Below are 17,609 nucleotides of genomic sequence, written 5' to 3' on the forward strand. Positions count from 1 at the left end.
GGTGTTTTCGTGTCGTCAGCCCAAAGCCCTCACAGTGAGCTCGTCGGTGCGTTGTATCGCGACCATCGCGGCTGGCTGCTGGGCTGGCTACGCCGCAATGTGACCTGTCCGCAACGTGCCGAAGACCTGAGTCAGGACACCTTCGTCCGTCTGCTTGGTCGCGAGGAACTGCTGACGCCCCGCGAACCCCGTGCCTTTCTGGTGGCGATCGCCAAGGGTCTGCTGTTCGACTACTTCCGCCGCGCCGCCCTGGAACAGGCCTATCTCGCCGAACTGATGCTGATTCCCGAAGGCGAGCAGCCGTCGGTCGAAGAGCAGCAACTGATTCTCGAAGACCTCAAAGCCATCGACCGAATGCTCGGCCAACTGTCGACCAAGGCCCGCGCCGCATTCCTTTATAACCGTCTCGACGGCCTGACCCATGCCGAGATCGCCGACAAACTCGGCGTGTCGGTGCCGCGCGTGCGCCAGTACCTGGCCCAGGGCATCCGCCAGTGCTACATCGCCCTGTACGGTGAGCCGACATGAATCCGGCCAGTTCCCGACCGGTGCCGGCTCATGTGTTGGACGCGGCGATTGCCTGGCAATTGACCCTCGATTCCAGCACGCCACTGGAGCGCGAAGAATTCGCCAAATGGCACGCCGCCAACGAAGAACACGCCCGGGCCTGGCGCCAGCTGGGCATGCTCGACCAGCGTTTCAGCCTGGCCAACGGCCCGGCCCGCACCGCGTTGCTGCAATCGCGCGAAGGCATCCGTCGCCGAGTGCGCAAGCTCGGCAGTGGTCTGGCCAGCGTTGTCGTGGTAGTCGGTCTGTCGCTGCTTGCTGCAGAACACTATCTGCCGCTGGATTACTGGTTCGCCGATCAGCGCACGGCCACCGGTGAACAACGCACCGTACGGCTGGCGGACGGCACCGTGGTCAATCTCAACACCCACAGCGCGGTGGATGTGCGATTCGATGACAAGCAACGGCTGATCGTGTTGCAGGAAGGCGAAATCCTCATCGAGACCGGTCATGGCGATGCGCGACCGTTCATCGTCGAAACCCGCGAAGGCCACATGCGTGCGCTGGGCACGCGGTTTCTGGTCAAGCGCGAAGAACAGGGCACGCGCCTGAGCGTGTTGCAGTCGGCCGTCGCGGCGCACCCGCAATCCGATCCGCAGGAACAGATCCTGCGTGAAGGCCAGCAGGTGCTGATCCGCAACAACGGGCTGGACGCAGTCGTCGCGCTCAACCCCGGCGCCGATGCCTGGACGCGCGGCATGCTGGTGGTGGACAACGCCCGCCTGGAAGATCTGGTGAATGAACTCGGTCGCTACCGTCGCGGGCATCTGGGTATTACCCGGGAAGTCGCTGACTTGCGCATCACCGGCAGCTTTCCGCTGCACGATACCGACAAGGCACTGAGCGCCCTGCTGCCGACCCTGCCGGTGCAGATCGAGCAGCACACGCCGTGGTGGGTCACCGTGGCCAAGGCTGATCCGAAGCCCTGATCTTCTGCCATGACGCAGGCCATTTCGCGTTAATGGAAATTATTTTCCTCCAGCCCTATCACTTTTCGATTCTCGTTCGGCACACAGGCAATTGAGAAATATTTCCATTCAGGAGCCGCCGTATGTCCCGTTCGCTAGACACCTTGTTGCGCCCCAGTTTGCTGGCGGTCGCCATTGCCCTCTGCACCCCGCTGGCCAGCAGCCAACTGATCGCCGCTGAACAGGCGTCGAGCGTACGCGCCTACAACCTGCCGGCCGCGCCGCTGTCCACCACCCTGAACCAGATCGCCAGCCAGGGCGGCCTCACGCTGTCGCTGAATCCGTCGCTGGCGGCGGGCAAGACCTCGGCACCGGTCAACGGCCAATATGACGCCGCAGGTGCACTGAGCGCTGCCCTGCGTGGCACCGGCCTGCAACTGGAGCAGAGCAGCACCGGCACTTACACCCTGATCCCCGTGCCGGAAGGTGTAATGGCCCTGCCGGAGACTTCGGTGATCGGTGTGGAAAACACTGAAAGCGCCTGGGGCCCGGTCGAAGGCTATACCGCCACCCGTACCGCCGCCGGCACCAAGACCGACACCGCGCTGGTCGAAGCGCCGCGTTCGATCTCCGTCGCCACCCGCCAGCAGATGGACGACCGCAGCGTGCACAGCCTCGATGACGCCGTGCGCTACATGCCGGGCATCACCGCCAGCAGCTACGGCAGCGACACCCGCGCCGACTGGCTGCGCGTGCGTGGCTTCGAACCGACTCAATTCCTCGACGGCCTGCCGCTGCCAAAAGGCGTGTACGCCAACCCGAAACAGGAAACCTGGAACCTCGACCGCCTCGCCCTGCTGCGCGGCCCGGCCTCGTCGGTTTACGGCCAGACCCCGCCGGGCGGCCTGCTGGACATGGTCAGCCGCCGCCCAAGCGATGTGCAGAGCAGCGAAATCCAGTTGCAGTACGGCAGCGACAACCACCGTCAGATCAACTTCGCCAGCACCGGCAAGATCGACGACGCCGGGCAGTTTCTCTACGGCCTCAGCGGCGTGGTACGCGACAGTGGCACGCAGGTCGATCACGTCGACAACAAGCGCTACAACATCGCGCCGAGCCTGACCTGGAACATCGACGACGACACCAAATTCACCCTGCTGACCCAGTTCACTCGCGACGATACCGGCATCACCAGCCAGTTCCTGCCGGTGCAGGGCACCAAGATCGACATGCCGTTCGGCAAGGTTTCCCACCACAAGAATCTCGGCGATCCGGACTGGGAATACTACGACCGCACCTACTACGCGCTCGGTTATGCCTTCGAACATCGCCTGAACGATGTGTGGCAGTTCAAGCAGAACCTGCGTTACACCAAGTCGGATCTGTCGTTCCAGAGCCTGACCCCGGGTTCGTACCCGTACACCCAGGTGGACAACGCTGGGAACGTCGGGCGCACCAGCACCAGTGTCGAAGAGGACATCAGCCAGTTCGCCGTCGACAACAACTTCCAGGCCGACTTCGCCACCGGCGACATCCGCCACACCCTGCTGCTGGGTCTGGATCACCAGCGCAGCAACACCAACTACACCTCGATCTTCGGTGACGGTCTGACCACCAACGTGCTCAACCCGATCTACGGTCAACCGATCGTGCGTCCGGCGCGCTCCACTGCGTTCTACGACTACGACCAGAAGACCTACCAGACCGGTCTGTACGTACAGGATCAGATGGCCCTCGACCAATGGCGCCTGACCCTCGGTGGCCGTGAAGACTGGGTGCACACCGGTACGAAATTCATCAACAAGGCCGACGCCACAAACACCGACCGCGACAAGGCCTTCAGCGGCAACGCGGCACTGAGTTATGTGTTCGACTCGGGCTTCGTGCCGTACATTTCCTACGCCGAATCCTTCCAGCCCACCAGTGGCGCCGACGCGTCCTCCACTGAATCGCTCAAGCCGACCGAAGGCAAGCAGTGGGAACTGGGCATCAAGTACCAGCCGCCAGGCAGTAAGACCCTGCTGTCCGCCGCCGTGTATGACCTGACCCAGAAAAACGTCTCGGTAAGCTCCTTCGTCAACGGCGTATCGATCACCAGCCAGACCGGCGAAGTGAAAGTCAAAGGCCTGGAGCTGGAAGCCACCTCCGATGTCACCGAAAACCTGAAAGTCATCGCCGCCTACACCCTGGCCAAGTCCGAAGTGCAGAACGGCGTCGACAAAGGTAATCGCCTGCAACTGATGCCGAACCAACAAGCCTCGCTGTGGACCGATTACACCTGGCACAGCGGCATGCTCGACGGCTTCGGCATTGGTGGCGGCGTGCGCTATACCGGCAACACCTACGGCGACAAGGCCAACACCTGGCTGGGCAAGGCGGACGCCTACACCGTGTTCGATGCCAGCGTGCATTACGACCTCGGTCGCCTGGACAACAGCTTGAAGGGCGCATCGCTGGCCCTCAACGCCACCAACCTGTTCGACAAGGACTACATTTCCACCTGCGACAGCTTCTATTGCTACTACGGCGACCAGCGCAGCGTCGTCGCCAGCGCCACCTACAAGTGGTAAGCGCCTGAGCTGAAACAGGTCCTGCAACCAGGCCGTCCCTCGTGGACGGCTTTGGTGTTTTTGAAGGTCATGAAATGAAAAGTAAAACAATCCGTCGCTGGTCGTTCATCCACACCTGGACCAGCCTGATCTGCACCGTGTTTTTGCTGCTGTTGGCCCTGACCGGCCTGCCGCTGATTTTCCATCACGAGATCGAGCACCTGCTCGGTGACGCCCCGGTGGTGCGCGAGATGCCGGCCGACACGCCGCGCCTGAATCTGGCGCAACTGGTGCAGGCTGCCGAAGCTCATCGTCCCGGCGAAGTCGTGCAGTACTTCGGTTTCGAAGACGACGAGCCGAACACCGTGCTGACGATCATGGCGAAGACCGCCGGCACCGAGCCGAATTCCTCGCACACCTTCATGCTCGACGCACGCACCGGCGAAGCCCTGGAAACCCCGTCGGCCAATGGTGGCCTGATGCTGTTCATTCTGCGCCTGCACGTCGACATGTTTGCCGGTCTGCCGGGCAAGTTGCTGCTGGCGTTCATGGGTGTGCTGTTCGTGGTCGCGATCGTGTCCGGGACAGTGTTGTACCTGCCGTTCATGCGCCGTCTGGAGTTCGGCACCGTGCGCCGGGACAAATCCACCCGCCTGCGCTGGCTCGATCTGCACAACCTGATCGGCGTGGTGACCCTGACCTGGGCGCTGGTGGTCGGTGTCACCGGCGTGATCAGCGCCTGTGCGGATCTGATCATCGCGGCCTGGCGCAACGACTCCCTCAACGCCATGATCGCGCCCTACCGCGATGCCCCGCCGCTGACCCACCTTGCCCCGGCCACCCGACTGCTGGATATCGCCGGCGAAGTCGCACCTGACATGAAACCGGACTTCATCGCCTTCCCCGGCACCCGCTTCTCCAGCGAGCATCATTACTCGGTGTTCATGAAGGGCGGCACCCACCTGACTTCGCACTTGCTGACACCGGTGCTGATCGACGCCAGCAACCTCCAGGTCACGGCAGTCGCTGAACGACCGTGGTACATGGACGCCATGGGCATGTCGCAGCCACTGCACTTTGGCGACTACGGCGGCATGCCGATGAAAATCCTTTGGGCCACCCTTGATGTGCTGACCATCATCGTGCTCGGCAGCGGCGTGTACTTGTGGGTGGTGCGGCGCAAAGCAGCGAAAACAGCGCCGGAAACAGCGGAGGCTTCTGTATGAAACCGCGCCAGTCGAATTTCTGGAAAGTCTTCAGCACACCGCTGGTGATTGCGCTGCTCAGTGCGGCGGGGTTGTTCGCCGCGCTGCTGGGCGACGGAATCTGGGATGGCTTGAGCTGGATCGGTCTGGGTGTGCCAGCGGCACTCGCCTTGCGCGGTCTGTTGCAACGGCACTGAATGGCTTGAGCCTGACGGGTAACGCGCTATGCTGCCCGTTCATTGCCCTTGACCGAGACCCTGCCGATGTCCGCTCCCAGCATGACCCTGTTCCACAACACCCTGTCCCCGTTCGTGCGCAAAGTCATGGTGCTGTTGCACGAGACCGGCCAGCAGGATCGCGTTGCCTTGCAGGATTGCGTCCTGACGCCGGTCAGTCCCAACGCGGCGCTCAACGAAGACAACCCGCTGGGCAAGATCCCGGCCCTGCGCCTGGCCGATGGCAATGTCATCCATGACAGCCGGGTGATCCTCGACTACCTCGACCACCAGCACGTCGGCAACCCGCTGATCCCTCGCGACGGCTCGGCCCGGTGGCGGCGCCTGACCCTGGCCTCGATGGCCGACGGGATCATGGACGCCTCGGTAATGGTGCGTTACGAGCAAGTGCTGCGCGCCCCGGAAAAGCACTGGGACGAGTGGCTCGAGGCCCAGCGCGACAAGATCCGTCGCACCCTGGCGCTGCTGGAGCACGAAGCCATCGCCGAACTGACCTGCCATTTCGACGTGGCTTCGATCAGCGTGGCCTGTGCGCTGGGTTATCTGGATCTGCGCTTCCCGGATCTGGGCTGGCGTGAAGCCAACCCGCAACTGGCCAACTGGTACTTTGAAGTGAGCCAGCGACCGTCGATGATTGCGACGATGCCGAAGGTTTGACGCACCGGGCGGGAGGCAACGACGCAAAGATCAGCGTCATCAACACCTCCGCCTCCCGCTGCTCCTCACGCAACCCCACGAACCGGCTCATTGCACCGCTCCGAGATCAAACTCCAGCGGCTTGGCCGGTTTCTGCCCGACGCCGTACCAGTCCAGGTTACGGGTCAGCACCATGAACACACCCAGCAGGCCGAACAACAGCAGCGAGCCCATCAGCAGCGCGTAATCCTCGGCGCTGAGCAAGCCGTAGAGCAAGCCATACAACGCCGCCAGCCCCACCGAAAAACTCAAGCCGTGGCGCACGCTGCGCAGCACGTGGCAGACATAAAAACCGATCAGCAACACACAACCACTGGCCGATAGCAGATACGCCAGGGCAAACCCGATGTGTTCCGACAGCGACAGCAACAACAGGTAGAAGAACGCCAGCGCCACACCCACCAGCGCGTATTGCACCGGGTGCACCGCCAGGCTTTTCAGCACCTCGAACAGGAAGAAACCGGCGAACGTCAGGACAATGAACAACAGCGCATACTTGATCGCCCGGTCACTCTTCAGGTACTGATCCACCGGATCAATGAAGCTCACCCCGAAGCTGCGGCCGTTGAACGCCTCGCAATCGTTACCCGAGACGCAACGGTTCATGGCCTCTTGCAGGTTGGTGGAGAAAAACGAGGTCTGCCAATCGGCGGTGAAGCCCTGATCGGTGACTTCTCGCTTGGCCGGCAGGAAGTTGCCGATGAAGCTCGGGTGCGGCCAGTTGGCGGCCAGGTTCACGCGGCTGGTCTTGCCCACCGGCAGCACCTGCAACGAGCCGGTGCCTTGCAAACGCAGGTCGAAACCGAAGGCCAGTTCCGAGGCCTGGCTGGTATCGAGTGCCGGCAGCGTTGCCCGAACGCCTTCGCCGAGCCAGCCCACTTGCGTGCCGGGCACAAAGTCCAGGCGTTGCGAACCGAGCTCCAGTTTCAGGGCATTTTCGATCCCGCGAATGTCGCTGATGCCGATCGCCAGGAACGGCGCATCAAACTTGTAATCGACGAAGTCTTCCTTGATCCCCAACTGCGCCGGCAGCGAAAAGTGCCCACTGATACGGTTGTCGGCGTGGAACAGCCGCGCCTCGTAGATGCCTCGGGCTCGCAGTTCGGTCTGCACCTGGCCGTCGAGTTCGAAGCGCTCCGGCAGGAAGTACAGGCGTCCGCGCTCCTCGCCGATTTCCTGGTAACGCTCGTCAGTCTTTTCCCTGGTTTTCCAGGTACGCACCACTTTGCGGTACGGCACCACCATCACCGGACCGCTGAGCTGCTGGCTGTAGCTGGAACTGCGGGCGATGTCCTCGAGCACGCCGTCGCGCAGTTGCTGGCGATCGTCGATAACGCCGTCGATCATCAGCAGCGGCACCAGTAACAACAGGATCAGCAGGGCAATCGCCCCCAGTTTGAATGTCAGGTTTTTGTTCATGGCCACGCCCCTTGTTTGAATGAGGCGAGTCTGCAAGTGCTGTGTGGTTTTGTTATGGAGGTTGTGTGGGCTTTACGTGGAAATACCTGTAAAAAGCTGTTTCCCGGGGCCAACGAGCAGATTTGCCCGGCACCGGCGGACAGGCTTGGCATAAAGGACTATTTGATTGCGAAACAACTCATTCGATCTGATCAGGCACGTTGCCGCGTTATTGGTACTGGTCAGTCATCACTTCGCCCTCACGGGTTCGGAAGGTCCGGGAATTACCGGCTACAACTCGCTGGGCGGGGTCGCGGTCATCGCCTTCTTCTCGATTTCCGGCCTGCTGATCACCCTCAGCTTTCTCAATGCCAACAGCTTCACCGACTACCTGAGCAAGCGCGCCGCCCGGATCTTCCCGGCACTGATCGTCTGCGCCTTCATGATGACCTTTGTGGCCGGTTCGGTGTTCGCCGATGGCTATGTAACGGACTCCGCCGCCCTGATCGATTTCCTGCGCATCTCATTGTTCGGCCGGGCAAACATCGAGGAAATCACTGAAGCCTTTATCTTCAGCGAGTCTTTCAATGGCAGCCTCTGGACGCTGAAAATCGAATTCGCCTTTTATCTGCTGGTAGCGGTCGTGCTGGGCCTGTGCCGCCGGGCCGCGACGGCCGGTGCGTTGCTCGTGACGTTCTGCATTGCGACCTATGTACTGGGCAATGGACCGGCCACGGCACTGACACAGAAACTGGCGTTGTATGGCTGTGCCGGTATCGCTTTTTTTGCCGGGTCGCTCGTGGCTTTCTACAAGCAATACCTGGGCGCCAGGCACCGATTGGTCATCACGCTGGCGACCTGTCTCGGTCTGATTCCGCTGGCAGCGGGCACGCCGCTGTCCGGGGTGGTCGTCACGCTGTGCATCTGCCTGGCCACATTGAGTCTGGGTCTGCTGTATGTCGATCACACTATCCGGGGCCGGTTCGATCTGTCTTACGGCATCTATCTGTATGCGTTTCCGGTACAGCAGTTGGTGATCAACAAGACCTCGCTGACGTTCGTGCCGTCCATGATCGTGTCGGCGCTGATCGTGATCGTACTGGCCATCGCGTCCTGGCAGTGGGTCGAGCGACCGGTGCTGCAATGGGCCCACCGCCGAAGCAAGGCCCGAATCAACGAGGCGGCAACACCTTCCTGAGCGAGAGGGGTCATTGGAATGATCACGGCAGGTGCAGTTGCACCTGTACCCCTCCTTCACGGTTCTCGATGCGCAGAGAACCGCCGTGCAGCTTGACCACCTCTTCGACGAAGTTCAGCCCAAGCCCCGTGCTTTTGCGTCCACTGTCCGGACGCGGCAATGAATAGAAACGTTCGGTCAGACGCGCCAGCGCGTAATCGGGAATCGGCGCGGCTTCGTTGAACAGCCGGAACTCGACCTGCTCGCCAATCCGCTCGGCTTCAAATCGCAGCAGCCCCCGTGGCGGCGTGAAGTCCAGTGCGTTATCCAACAGATTGCCCAAGGCCTGACGCAGCAGAAACGGCTCGCCGTTCAGCGACAGCTGCGCCGGGATGGCGCACTCGATTCGCAACTGTTTACCTTCAATGCGTGCGGCCTGTGCCTGCAACACTTCATCGACCAGCGCAGCGAGCGGCACAGCGATGCGCTCCTCAAGCGCCTGACGCTGTTCCACCTGGGCCAGATCGAGCAACCGCTCGATCAGTTGCTGCATGCGTGCACTTTCGCTGTCGATGTTGCCGACGAAACGCTGCCGTTGCGCCAGCGGCATTTCGCTTTGCAACAACTCGGCGGCGCCGCGGATCGCCGCCAGCGGGCTCTTCAATTCATGGGTCAAGGTGTGGACGTAGCGCTCGACATAGGCCTTGCCTTCGAGCTGGGTGCGCATCTGTTCCACGGCACTCGCCAGTTGTTCCAGCTCGCCGCCACGGTAATGCGGCACTTCCACCCGACGCCCCTCGCTCACGGCCTCGGCATAGCGGGTCAAACGGTGCAGTGCCCGGCTCAGCCACCACGACAACAGCGCACCGAACAGCAGACCCAGAATGATCAGTCCGGCGCCATAACCCAGCAAGCGGCGCTCGGTACGGTCGACATAGGGTTGCAACGAGCTGTTGGGTTTGGCCACGGTGACCACGCCGATGATCTGGCCAGCGTCGCGGATCGGCGCACCGACGTGCATGACCGAGGAGTTCGGATCATTCGGATCGCTGCGGCTGGAGCGCGCGCCGTATTCGCCGCGCAGAGTCAGGTAAACGTCGTTCCAGCGCGAGTAGTCCTGGCCGACCGCGAGGCCACTGGAATCCAGCACCACGATGCCCTTGGCGTCGGTGACGTAGATGCGGTGGTTGACCTGGTTTTTCGGCAGGCCCCAGATCGTCGCTTTCGGCTGGCGCTCGCCGTAGGCACGAAGCAATTCAGGCCAGCGATTCTGGCTGAGGGTGCCTGCCTTGAAATCATCCTTGAGGATTTCCGCCATCAGGTTGGCCGTGTCGACCAGGGTTTCCTCGGTGGACTGACGCACACCGGGGCGGATTTCCTCCATCACGGTGTTGAGCACGAAATAACCGGTGAGGCCGATAAACAGCACGTACACCAGGAAAATCCGCAGCCCCAGTGACATCAGCTGTGCCCCGGGCTGTAGCTGTAGCCCAGGCCACGATGGGTCTGGATCGGCTCGGCCTCGGCACGTATCAGGCGCAACTTGGCGCGCACGCTCTTGATATGACTGTCGATGCTGCGCTCGTAGCCGGCATCCGCCGCCACACCCAGCGCATCGAGCAGTTGCTCGCGGCTGAACACCCGCTCCGGTTGTTCGAGCAGGCATTGCAGCAGACGGAATTCGTGACGGGTCAGGCTCAAGGCCTGGCCGCGATAACTGATTTGCACGCGCTCTGGATCGATGCGGAACACCCCCGACCACGCCTCGGCCGGCGGACGCGGAGCCATGCGTTTGAGAATCGCCCGGACCCGCGCTGCCACTTCCCTAGGGCTGAAGGGTTTGACCACGTAGTCGTCGGCGCCGATTTCCAGGCCCACCACGCGATCGATCTCGGCATCCCGGGCGCTGAGAAACAGCACCGGCACTTCGCTGAACCGGCGCAGTTGCTTGCAGGTTTCGAAACCGCTGATGTCCGGCAGACCGATGTCGAGGATGATCAGGTCGGCCGGTGTCCTGCGCTGATGCTCAAGCGCCGCCGCGCCGAGGCTCAGCCAGGTCGTGGTGAACCCCTCGCCCTGCAAGGCAAAAATCAGCGTGTCGGCAATCGCCGCTTCGTCTTCGACAATCAGGATATGAGGCATGGCGTCCGAGCCTGTGGGTTAAGTGCGCGAACGGTGCCCCAAGCCTGACGTTACGTCAATGAGACCACTTAGCAGTCCGGCTTGTCGGCGGTAAAACGACGCGCCGGGTTTACCGCTGCACCGAACTCACGCAAGGCCTTGGCGCCGATCAGCAGCGGATAGTTGAAATGGCTGCGGTCGGTCAGGTTGACCTCAACGGTACGCTTGACGTTGCCCAGGCACAGTTCCAGATCGACTACCGGACGCTTGGCGACTTCCGTGGTGTCGCGATCCTCGTCGTCTTCGTCGGAACGGCTCTTGATCTTGCTGATCCGCGCGATCTTGTGTTCGAACACTTTGTTGCTGGCGTCCTTGGTGGCGAGGCGGAAACGCACCCAGTCTTCGCCGTCGCGAGTAAACGTCTCGATGTCCTTGGCCGACAGCGAGGCGGTCAGTGCGCCGGTGTCCATTTTCGCCTTGAGCACTTCACCGCCGATTTCCGGCAGCGCGATGTATTCATAGCGTCCGTAAAGGGTTGGCTCGGCTGCCAGGACCGGCAGCGCAACAAGGGAAAGCAAAGCAAGGAGGGATTTCACGTAAGGGGCTTCCTTGAGAAATGGGGGCGTCAGACGCGAGATTTTAGACCGCTGTTCGCTTGATCGTTCCCGCAAGGCTAACGCGCCAAAGGTGAAACATTCGTAACCCTCGATTTGGCCTGTCGCCCGAAGCCACTTATCATGGCGCGCCCATCCGCTTTCATAGAGTTGCTTATGCGCCGCCTGCTCACCGGCTGTCTCGTCACCCTGCTGCTGTTGTCCAACACCCTGGTGCTGTTTGGCCCGCTGATGGTGTTCGCCCTGCTCAAGCTGATCCTGCCGGGGCGCTTTCGCGACTACGCCTCGTGGGCGGTGATGTGGATCGCCGAGACCTGGGCGGAAATCGACAAACTGATCTTCCGCCTGTGCATCCCGACGCAATGGGACATTCGTGGCGGCGATGACCTGCGTGGTGACACGTCGTATCTGGTGATCAGCAACCATCAGTCCTGGGTCGATATCCCGGCGCTGATCCAGACCCTCAACCGGCGCACGCCGTTCTTCAAGTTCTTCCTCAAGAGAGAGCTGATCTGGGTACCGTTCCTGGGCCTGGCCTGGTGGGCGCTGGATTACCCGTTCATGAAGCGCTACACCAAGGCGTTCCTGGCGAAGCACCCGGAACTGGCCGGCAAGGACCTGGAAATCACCAAAGCCGCGTGCGAGCTGTTCAAGCGTCAGCCGGTGACGGTGGTCAATTATCTGGAAGGCACTCGCTATACCGCGGCCAAAAGCACGCAGCAACAGTCACCGTTCAGCCACCTGCTCAAGCCCAAGGCGGGCGGCGTGGCCTTTGTGCTGGCGGCGATGGGTGAACAGCTGGACGCGATTCTCGATGTGACCGTGGTCTATCCACAGCCGAAGATTCCGGGTTTCTGGGACCTGATCAGCGGCAACGTGCCACGCGTGATCATCGACATCCACACCCGTGAACTGGACCCGGCGCTGTGGCAGGGCGACTACGAAAACGATCCGGTGTTTCGCGAAAAGGTCCAGGGCTGGGTCAACCAGCTCTGGACCGAGAAAGACCAGCGCATTGCCGAACTGCGCGGCGAGCGCCGTTGAATCAACTGCCGGCGCCGGTGCCCCAGATGCTGCCCAGGCTTTGCAGCAGCGAACCACCGACACCCTGCTGACCGAGGTATTGCAGCAGGATCGGGGCAAACTGGCCGACCATGCCGCTGTCCATGCCCAACGCACCGAAGGCGTTGTTCAAGTCATTGGTGTCCTTGACGTTGCCCAGCGCATTTTCCAGCCCGGCGGACTTGCCGGACGAGCCGAGCAAGCCGCTCAACGCCGCCAGATTACCGCCGCCACCGGAGAGTTTGTCGATCCCCGGCACCTCCTTGGCCAACTGCGAATAGTCCGTGTTGCTGAGCTGGTTTTTCGCCAGCCCCAGCATCGCGCTGGTGCCGCCGACCGCTTGTTGCGGAGTGACGTTCAGCGCGCTCAGGGCACTCAACAGACCGGCGGTTTCCGAGGTCGGCGCCGCTGCCGCTGCCTTGTCGCCACCCTGCATGCCCGATACCGCACCGGCGACATCGTTCAGGCTGAAACCGGCAAACACCGGGCCTGCCGCCAGGGTCAGGAGCGATGCCAGGGCAAAACCGCGTGAAATCTTCATTCAGACATCCTCTTGTGGCATGAAACCCTTCGTCGACGAAGGGGAAAACTGCCGGTTTGACCGAGTATCCGCCGGCATGTTCCGAGCGTAGCGCATCCATTCTGAACCCGGCCGCGTATATGAAACGTGAAACCCCGGATACCCCATGATGAATGGCACGAGCGCTGTAGCTGAACTAGCCTGTGAACTACCCGAAACCAGCGCCTGCCCTGTCTGGAGACTTGTCATTACCCTCGCCGACACCGATCAGCTCCGGCAACTGCTGGCCCAGTGCTCACTGGGCGACCGCCGTGCCTTCGAAACGCTGTACCGCAGCGCTGGCCCGCGCTTGCACGGTGTTGCCCTGCGATTCATGGGGCGCCCGGATCTGGCCGAGGAAGTGTTGCAGGAAAGCTTCGTGCGGATCTGGAACAACGCCTCGCGCTACGAATCGCACCTGTCGGCGCCAATGACCTGGATGATCAACATCACCCGCAATCAGGCCATCGACCAGTTGCGCAAGCACCGCGACCGGCCCTTGAGTGATTTCGAGCAGGAAGCCTTGGTGGATGAAAATCCCTCGGCCCACGACCAATTGAACAGCGCCCGTGAAGCCAGTGCATTGAACCGCTGCCTGGAAACCCTCGAAGGCATGCAGCGTCAGTCGATTACCGTGGCGTACTTTCAGGGGTTGTCTTGCTCCGAGCTGGCCGAACATCTGGCGGCGCCGCTGGGCTCGGTCAAATCATGGATTCGCCGGGGCATGGAACGCCTGCGCCGGTGCCTTGAATCATGAACTACCAGACCCCAGCCCTGCGCCGCGCCCTCGCCGCCGATTACGCCATCGGCTTGATGGCTGCGCCGGCCCGTCGGCGCTTCGAGCAGTTGCTGCTGGAAGACGCAGCCCTGCGCGCCGAACTGGCGCACTGGCAGGAAAGCCTCGCCAGCCTTACCGAAACATTGCCGGAGGTTCAGGTGCCGGAGCGCGTGTGGCACGGCGTTACCGCACGGATCGAACCGCAGGTCCTGCATGTGCCCGAGAAGCGTCCGTTCTGGAACTGGCTGCGGGTAACGGCGGCACTGGCTTCAATCGTGGTGCTGGTGTTCCTCGGCTCGCTGTACACCCACGACGATGCCCGCTACCGCGCCACCCTGCTGAGCGCCGACGCGCAACCGGCGCTGAAGGTCGAGGCGCATGATGATTACCTGCAAGTCGAGCCGCTGACACTGGCGGCTGTCGATCCTCAGCGCAGTCTGGAGCTGTGGGCGATTCCGGCTGATGGCAAACCGATCTCGCTGGGTGTGATCCCGGCGGGCGGTAAAGGCAAGGTTGAATTGAGCGCTGCGCAGAAAGCGTTGATCGGCAAGCCGATTGCCTTGGCAGTCAGTCTTGAGCCGAAGGGTGGATCGCCGACCGGGCAGCCGACGGGGCCGGTGCTTTATCAAGGGGCGTTGGCGGCGTTGTAATTCCAATCAGTATTAAGAAAAGGTAGAACCATATTGAAGTAACATAAACAACTGTCACTTATGACAGGTGTCAAAATAACTACCGAGTCATAGCATGGGCACTCCAATTACTAAACAAGGAGCTTCCCATGCAAATTTCCAACAAAAAAACCAGCGCATTGAAAGTCATATCGCTAAGCGTCTTCACCATGTTCACAATGATGGCTGGCACTTATACACTTGCGGAGAATTGCCCCCCATTAAGCTCGGTATCATCACAGGATATTAATGGTACCTTTCACTACTCTGCTGGTGCATTCAAGGGGTCCAATGCGGATACAGGTGTGGAACCAGAGAATGTCGACTACTCAAAGAAAAGTGGAGTCAAGTTCACAACTGCAACCCTCGCACAGCGTAAAGTAGGATCAGAGGGTGAAGATCCAGCAGATAAGCCTGGCAGCATTATCAGCTATGTAAAATGTGATTACGAAGGTTCGGGGGCCGATGACCGCGTACGTCTTTCCCAAAGAACGAAAGCATTTGCTACCGAAGGCAAAGGCACTTGGGAAAAAGACAAAAATGAAAACAGTGCTAAAACTCATAACAAGAAGTGCAGTGCATCCAATGTAACCGACTGCGAGTTCAATCTTCCTTAATCACCACTAGAAATAAAAGCGGCGCCTTACCAGGCGCCGCTTTTTTAGTTTTGAGTCTTACGCCGCACTAAACAACTTATGCGGATCAATCACAAACTTCTTCGGCACACCGGCATCGAACTCGCCGTAACCTTCCGGCGCCTGGTCGAGGCTGATGACCTGCACGCCCACCACTTCGGCGATGTTGATGCGGTCCCACATGATCGCCTGCATCAGCTGGCGGTTGTACTTCATCACCGGGGTTTGCCCTGTGTGGAAGCTGTGGGATTTGGCCCAACCGAGACCGAAGCGGATGCTCAGGCTGCCCATTTTCGCGGCAGCATCCACAGCGCCCGGATCTTCGGTCACGTACAGGCCCGGGATACCGATCTTGCCGGCGACGCGCACCACACCCATCAGCGAGTTGAGCACGGTGGCCGGGGCTTCGGATTTGACGCCGTCATGGCCATGACCACGGGCTTCGAAGCCGACGCAGTCGACCGCGCAATCCACTTCAGGCTCGCCCAGCAACGCGGCGATCTGTTCATGCAGCGGAGTGTCTTTCGACAGGTCGACGATTTCGAAACCCTGAGCCTTGGCGTGGGCCAGACGGATGGTGTTGACGTCACCGACGATAACCACCGCAGCGCCCAGCAGACGGGCGGATGCCGCAGCGGCCAGACCGACCGGGCCGGCGCCGGCAATGTAAACGGTGCTGCCCGGACCAACGCCAGCGGTAACTGCGCCGTGGTACCCGGTCGGCAGGATGTCGGAGAGGCAGGTCAGGTCACGGATTTTCTCCATGGCCTTGTCGCGGTCCGGCAGTTTCAGCAGGTTGAAGTCGGCGTATGGCACCAGCACGTATTCGGCCTGGCCACCGGTCCAGTCGCCCATGTCGACGTAACCGTAGGCGCCGCCGGCGCGGGCCGGGTTGACGGTCAGGCAGACGCCGGTGTGTTGCTCTTTGCAGGAACGGCAGCGCCCGCAAGCCACGTTGAACGGAACGGACACCAGGTCGCCGATCTTCAGGTTCTCGACGTCGGAGCCTTTTTCGATCACTTCACCAGTGATCTCGTGGCCCAGCACCAAACCGACCTGGGCAGTGGTACGGCCGCGCACCATGTGCTGGTCGGAGCCGCAGATGTTGGTTGAAACCACACGCAGGATGACACCGTGCTCGATCTTCCTGCCGCGCGGATCCTGCATTTTCGGATAGTCGATTTTCTGTACTTCGACCTTGCCAGCGCCGAGATACACCACACCACGATTGCCAGACATGCTTTCACCTCGCTGTTGTTTTTATGGAACCGCGCCGCCCAGGCAGGCAGCGCGTTAAGTGCTCGGGTTATTGCTTGTTGGTTTTGCGTTGTCAGTTATGGCCCCTTCGCGGGCAAGCCCGCTCCCACATTGGCTCTCCTGTGTGCATGCCATTTTGCTCACACCACAAATCCTCTGTGGGAGCGGGCTTGCCCGCGAAAGCGATCTAGAGAACGACCGTGCGATTGGCGTTCAAAAACACCCTCCGCTCAATGTGATACCCGACGGCCCGGGCCAGCGTCAGACCTTCGATGTCACGGCCCTTGGCGATCAGGTCTTCAGGGTAATGACTGTGATCCACCGCCTCGACGCCTTGAGCGATGATCGGCCCCTCGTCGAGATCGTTGTTGATGTAGTGCGCCGTGGCCCCCACCAGTTTCACGCCCTTGTTGTAGGCCTGGTGATACGGCTTGGCGCCCTTGAAGCCCGGCAGCAACGAGTGATGAATGTTGATCGCCTTGCCATCGAGCTTGCGGCACAGCTCCGGCGACAGCACCTGCATGTAGCGGGCGAGGATCACCAGTTCGGCGCCGGACTCTTCGATCACCTGCCACACCTGCCGCTCCTGGGCCGGCTTGTCGTTGGGATCGAGCGGGAAATGGTAGTAGGGAATCTGGTGCCAGTCGGCCAGCGGCTTGAGATCCGGGTGGTTCGACACCACCGCCGCCACGTCCATCGACAACTGACCGATGCGCTGGCGGTAGAGCAAGTCGTTGAGGCAGTGATCGGCCTTGGAAACCATGATCACCACTTTTGGTCGGTAGTTCGGCGCCGTCAGTTCGAAGATCATGCCGAATGCCTGACCGCGTTCGGCGAGGCCGGCGCGGAAGGATTGCTCGTCAAAACCGTCGGGCTGACGGAATTCCACACGAATGAAGAACCGGCCCGAGAGCCGGTCATCGAACGAGTGGTGCTCGGTAACGTAGCAGCCCTGCTCGAACAGAAAACGCGTCACCGCGTCCACGGTGCCGAGAACGCTGGGGCAGTCGGCGGTCAGAATCCATGTGTCTGGGGCGCGGCTCATGGTGCGGTGACTCCTGTTCTTTGTGCGGGGTGTCAGGGGGTTTTCCCCTCACCCTAGCCCTCTCCCGGAGGGAGAGGGGACTGACCGAAGTGTCTGCAGAGCTACATCGACCTGAAATTTCGCGGGTGAATGTA

18 protein-coding genes are annotated in these 17,609 nt (G+C 61.2%); 11 read left to right on the top strand and 7 right to left on the bottom strand.

Annotated features, from left to right (window positions below; all coding sequences use genetic code 11):
* The first annotated feature begins 9 nt into the window (after positions 1–9).
* From ACW9HX_RS05350 to ACW9HX_RS05375, 6 genes are all read left to right on the top strand, one after another.
* Positions 10–528 (top strand): RNA polymerase sigma factor, encoded by a 519-nt coding sequence (locus tag ACW9HX_RS05350; RefSeq protein WP_457379770.1) that lies wholly within the window; start codon positions 10–12, stop codon positions 526–528.
* Positions 525–1,496 carry a FecR domain-containing protein gene (locus ACW9HX_RS05355; protein ID WP_457379771.1) on the top strand — a complete coding sequence of 324 codons (972 nt, stop codon included), beginning with the start codon at positions 525–527 and terminating at the stop codon, positions 1,494–1,496. Before ACW9HX_RS05350 ends, ACW9HX_RS05355 begins: the two co-directional genes overlap by 4 nt.
* Positions 1,497–1,618: 122 nt before the next feature.
* Complete coding sequence (locus ACW9HX_RS05360) at positions 1,619–4,045, top strand: TonB-dependent siderophore receptor (protein WP_457379772.1); 2,427 nt, start codon at positions 1,619–1,621, stop codon at positions 4,043–4,045.
* 74 nt (positions 4,046–4,119) lie between these two features.
* A complete protein-coding gene (locus ACW9HX_RS05365) occupies positions 4,120–5,250 on the top strand; it encodes a PepSY-associated TM helix domain-containing protein (RefSeq protein ID WP_457379773.1) in 1,131 nt (376 codons plus the stop codon).
* Positions 5,247–5,426: a hypothetical protein gene (locus ACW9HX_RS05370; protein ID WP_096817815.1), complete on the top strand. Its 180-nt coding sequence runs from the start codon at positions 5,247–5,249 to the stop codon at positions 5,424–5,426. The genes ACW9HX_RS05365 and ACW9HX_RS05370 overlap by 4 nt, the downstream gene beginning before the upstream one ends.
* 66 nt (positions 5,427–5,492) lie before the next feature.
* Entirely contained in the window at positions 5,493–6,122 is a 630-nt protein-coding gene (locus ACW9HX_RS05375; protein WP_457379774.1) for a glutathione S-transferase, read from the top strand.
* A gap of 87 nt (positions 6,123–6,209) precedes the next feature.
* Here ACW9HX_RS05375 and creD read toward each other — a convergent pair whose 3' ends face one another.
* On the bottom strand, positions 6,210–7,580 hold the full coding sequence (gene creD / locus ACW9HX_RS05380; protein ID WP_457379775.1) for a cell envelope integrity protein CreD: 1,371 nt from the start codon (positions 7,578–7,580) through the stop codon (positions 6,210–6,212).
* Between the two features lie 166 nt (positions 7,581–7,746).
* Between creD and ACW9HX_RS05385 the strand changes: the two genes are divergently transcribed.
* On the top strand, positions 7,747–8,757 hold the full coding sequence (locus ACW9HX_RS05385; RefSeq protein ID WP_457379776.1) for an acyltransferase family protein: 1,011 nt from the start codon (positions 7,747–7,749) through the stop codon (positions 8,755–8,757).
* A gap of 22 nt (positions 8,758–8,779) precedes the next feature.
* Here the strand turns inward: ACW9HX_RS05385 and creC are convergent, their stop codons facing one another.
* The 3 genes from creC to rloA2 all read right to left on the bottom strand — a co-directional run bounded on the left by creC (position 8,780) and on the right by rloA2 (position 11,453).
* Complete coding sequence (gene creC, locus ACW9HX_RS05390) at positions 8,780–10,198, bottom strand: two-component system sensor histidine kinase CreC (RefSeq protein ID WP_457379777.1); 1,419 nt, start codon at positions 10,196–10,198, stop codon at positions 8,780–8,782.
* Positions 10,198–10,878 carry a two-component system response regulator CreB gene (gene creB, locus ACW9HX_RS05395; protein WP_457379778.1) on the bottom strand — a complete coding sequence of 227 codons (681 nt, stop codon included), beginning with the start codon at positions 10,876–10,878 and terminating at the stop codon, positions 10,198–10,200. Before creB ends, creC begins: the two co-directional genes overlap by 1 nt.
* 68 nt (positions 10,879–10,946) lie before the next feature.
* Positions 10,947–11,453: a retropepsin-like aspartic peptidase RloA2 gene (rloA2, locus tag ACW9HX_RS05400; protein ID WP_457379779.1), complete on the bottom strand. Its 507-nt coding sequence runs from the start codon at positions 11,451–11,453 to the stop codon at positions 10,947–10,949.
* Between the two features lie 174 nt (positions 11,454–11,627).
* Here rloA2 and ACW9HX_RS05405 point away from each other — a divergent pair, with 174 nt between their 5' ends.
* Positions 11,628–12,515, top strand: coding sequence for an acyltransferase (locus ACW9HX_RS05405; RefSeq protein ID WP_457379780.1), 888 nt, complete (start codon positions 11,628–11,630; stop codon positions 12,513–12,515).
* Between the two features lies 1 nt (position 12,516).
* Here ACW9HX_RS05405 and ACW9HX_RS05410 read toward each other — a convergent pair whose 3' ends face one another.
* The gene (locus tag ACW9HX_RS05410) at positions 12,517–13,074 is read right to left on the bottom strand and encodes a DUF2780 domain-containing protein (RefSeq protein WP_457379781.1); all 558 of its coding nucleotides are present in this window, start codon (positions 13,072–13,074) and stop codon (positions 12,517–12,519) included.
* Positions 13,075–13,222: 148 nt separating this feature from the next.
* Here ACW9HX_RS05410 and ACW9HX_RS05415 point away from each other — a divergent pair, with 148 nt between their 5' ends.
* The 3 genes from ACW9HX_RS05415 to ACW9HX_RS05425 all read left to right on the top strand — a co-directional run bounded on the left by ACW9HX_RS05415 (position 13,223) and on the right by ACW9HX_RS05425 (position 15,155).
* Positions 13,223–13,849: a sigma-70 family RNA polymerase sigma factor gene (locus ACW9HX_RS05415; protein ID WP_457379810.1), complete on the top strand. Its 627-nt coding sequence runs from the start codon at positions 13,223–13,225 to the stop codon at positions 13,847–13,849.
* Positions 13,846–14,520, top strand: a complete 675-nt coding sequence (locus tag ACW9HX_RS05420) for an anti-sigma factor (RefSeq protein WP_457379782.1) — start codon at positions 13,846–13,848, stop codon at positions 14,518–14,520. The genes ACW9HX_RS05415 and ACW9HX_RS05420 overlap by 4 nt, the downstream gene beginning before the upstream one ends.
* A gap of 128 nt (positions 14,521–14,648) precedes the next feature.
* Entirely contained in the window at positions 14,649–15,155 is a 507-nt protein-coding gene (locus ACW9HX_RS05425; RefSeq protein ID WP_457379783.1) for a hypothetical protein, read from the top strand.
* A 57-nt stretch (positions 15,156–15,212) separates the two neighbouring features.
* On the opposite strand, the gene fdhA is transcribed toward ACW9HX_RS05425, so the two are convergent.
* Both fdhA and purU read right to left on the bottom strand, forming a co-directional pair.
* The gene (fdhA, locus tag ACW9HX_RS05430; RefSeq protein WP_085688554.1) at positions 15,213–16,412 is read right to left on the bottom strand and encodes a formaldehyde dehydrogenase, glutathione-independent; all 1,200 of its coding nucleotides are present in this window, start codon (positions 16,410–16,412) and stop codon (positions 15,213–15,215) included.
* A gap of 205 nt (positions 16,413–16,617) precedes the next feature.
* Positions 16,618–17,475, bottom strand: coding sequence for a formyltetrahydrofolate deformylase (purU, locus tag ACW9HX_RS05435; RefSeq protein ID WP_103521270.1), 858 nt, complete (start codon positions 17,473–17,475; stop codon positions 16,618–16,620).
* Positions 17,476–17,609 lie beyond the last annotated feature (134 nt).

This window comes from Pseudomonas sp. SDO52101_S400 (assembly GCF_054071635.1).

Coding starts and splice junctions, on each gene's coding strand:
- ACW9HX_RS05415 (WP_457379810.1), top strand. CDS start 13,223: ATGAATGGCACGAGCGCTGTAGCTGAACTAGCCTGTGAACTACCCGAA.
- ACW9HX_RS05420 (WP_457379782.1), top strand. CDS start 13,846: ATGAACTACCAGACCCCAGCCCTGCGCCGCGCCCTCGCCGCCGATTAC.
- creB (WP_457379778.1), bottom strand. CDS start 10,878: ATGCCTCATATCCTGATTGTCGAAGACGAAGCGGCGATTGCCGACACG.
- ACW9HX_RS05375 (WP_457379774.1), top strand. CDS start 5,493: ATGTCCGCTCCCAGCATGACCCTGTTCCACAACACCCTGTCCCCGTTC.
- ACW9HX_RS05365 (WP_457379773.1), top strand. CDS start 4,120: ATGAAAAGTAAAACAATCCGTCGCTGGTCGTTCATCCACACCTGGACC.
- creD (WP_457379775.1), bottom strand. CDS start 7,580: ATGAACAAAAACCTGACATTCAAACTGGGGGCGATTGCCCTGCTGATC.
- purU (WP_103521270.1), bottom strand. CDS start 17,475: ATGAGCCGCGCCCCAGACACATGGATTCTGACCGCCGACTGCCCCAGC.
- ACW9HX_RS05405 (WP_457379780.1), top strand. CDS start 11,628: ATGCGCCGCCTGCTCACCGGCTGTCTCGTCACCCTGCTGCTGTTGTCC.
- fdhA (WP_085688554.1), bottom strand. CDS start 16,412: ATGTCTGGCAATCGTGGTGTGGTGTATCTCGGCGCTGGCAAGGTCGAA.
- ACW9HX_RS05425 (WP_457379783.1), top strand. CDS start 14,649: ATGCAAATTTCCAACAAAAAAACCAGCGCATTGAAAGTCATATCGCTA.
- ACW9HX_RS05360 (WP_457379772.1), top strand. CDS start 1,619: ATGTCCCGTTCGCTAGACACCTTGTTGCGCCCCAGTTTGCTGGCGGTC.
- ACW9HX_RS05355 (WP_457379771.1), top strand. CDS start 525: ATGAATCCGGCCAGTTCCCGACCGGTGCCGGCTCATGTGTTGGACGCG.
- ACW9HX_RS05410 (WP_457379781.1), bottom strand. CDS start 13,074: ATGAAGATTTCACGCGGTTTTGCCCTGGCATCGCTCCTGACCCTGGCG.
- creC (WP_457379777.1), bottom strand. CDS start 10,198: ATGTCACTGGGGCTGCGGATTTTCCTGGTGTACGTGCTGTTTATCGGC.
- ACW9HX_RS05370 (WP_096817815.1), top strand. CDS start 5,247: ATGAAACCGCGCCAGTCGAATTTCTGGAAAGTCTTCAGCACACCGCTG.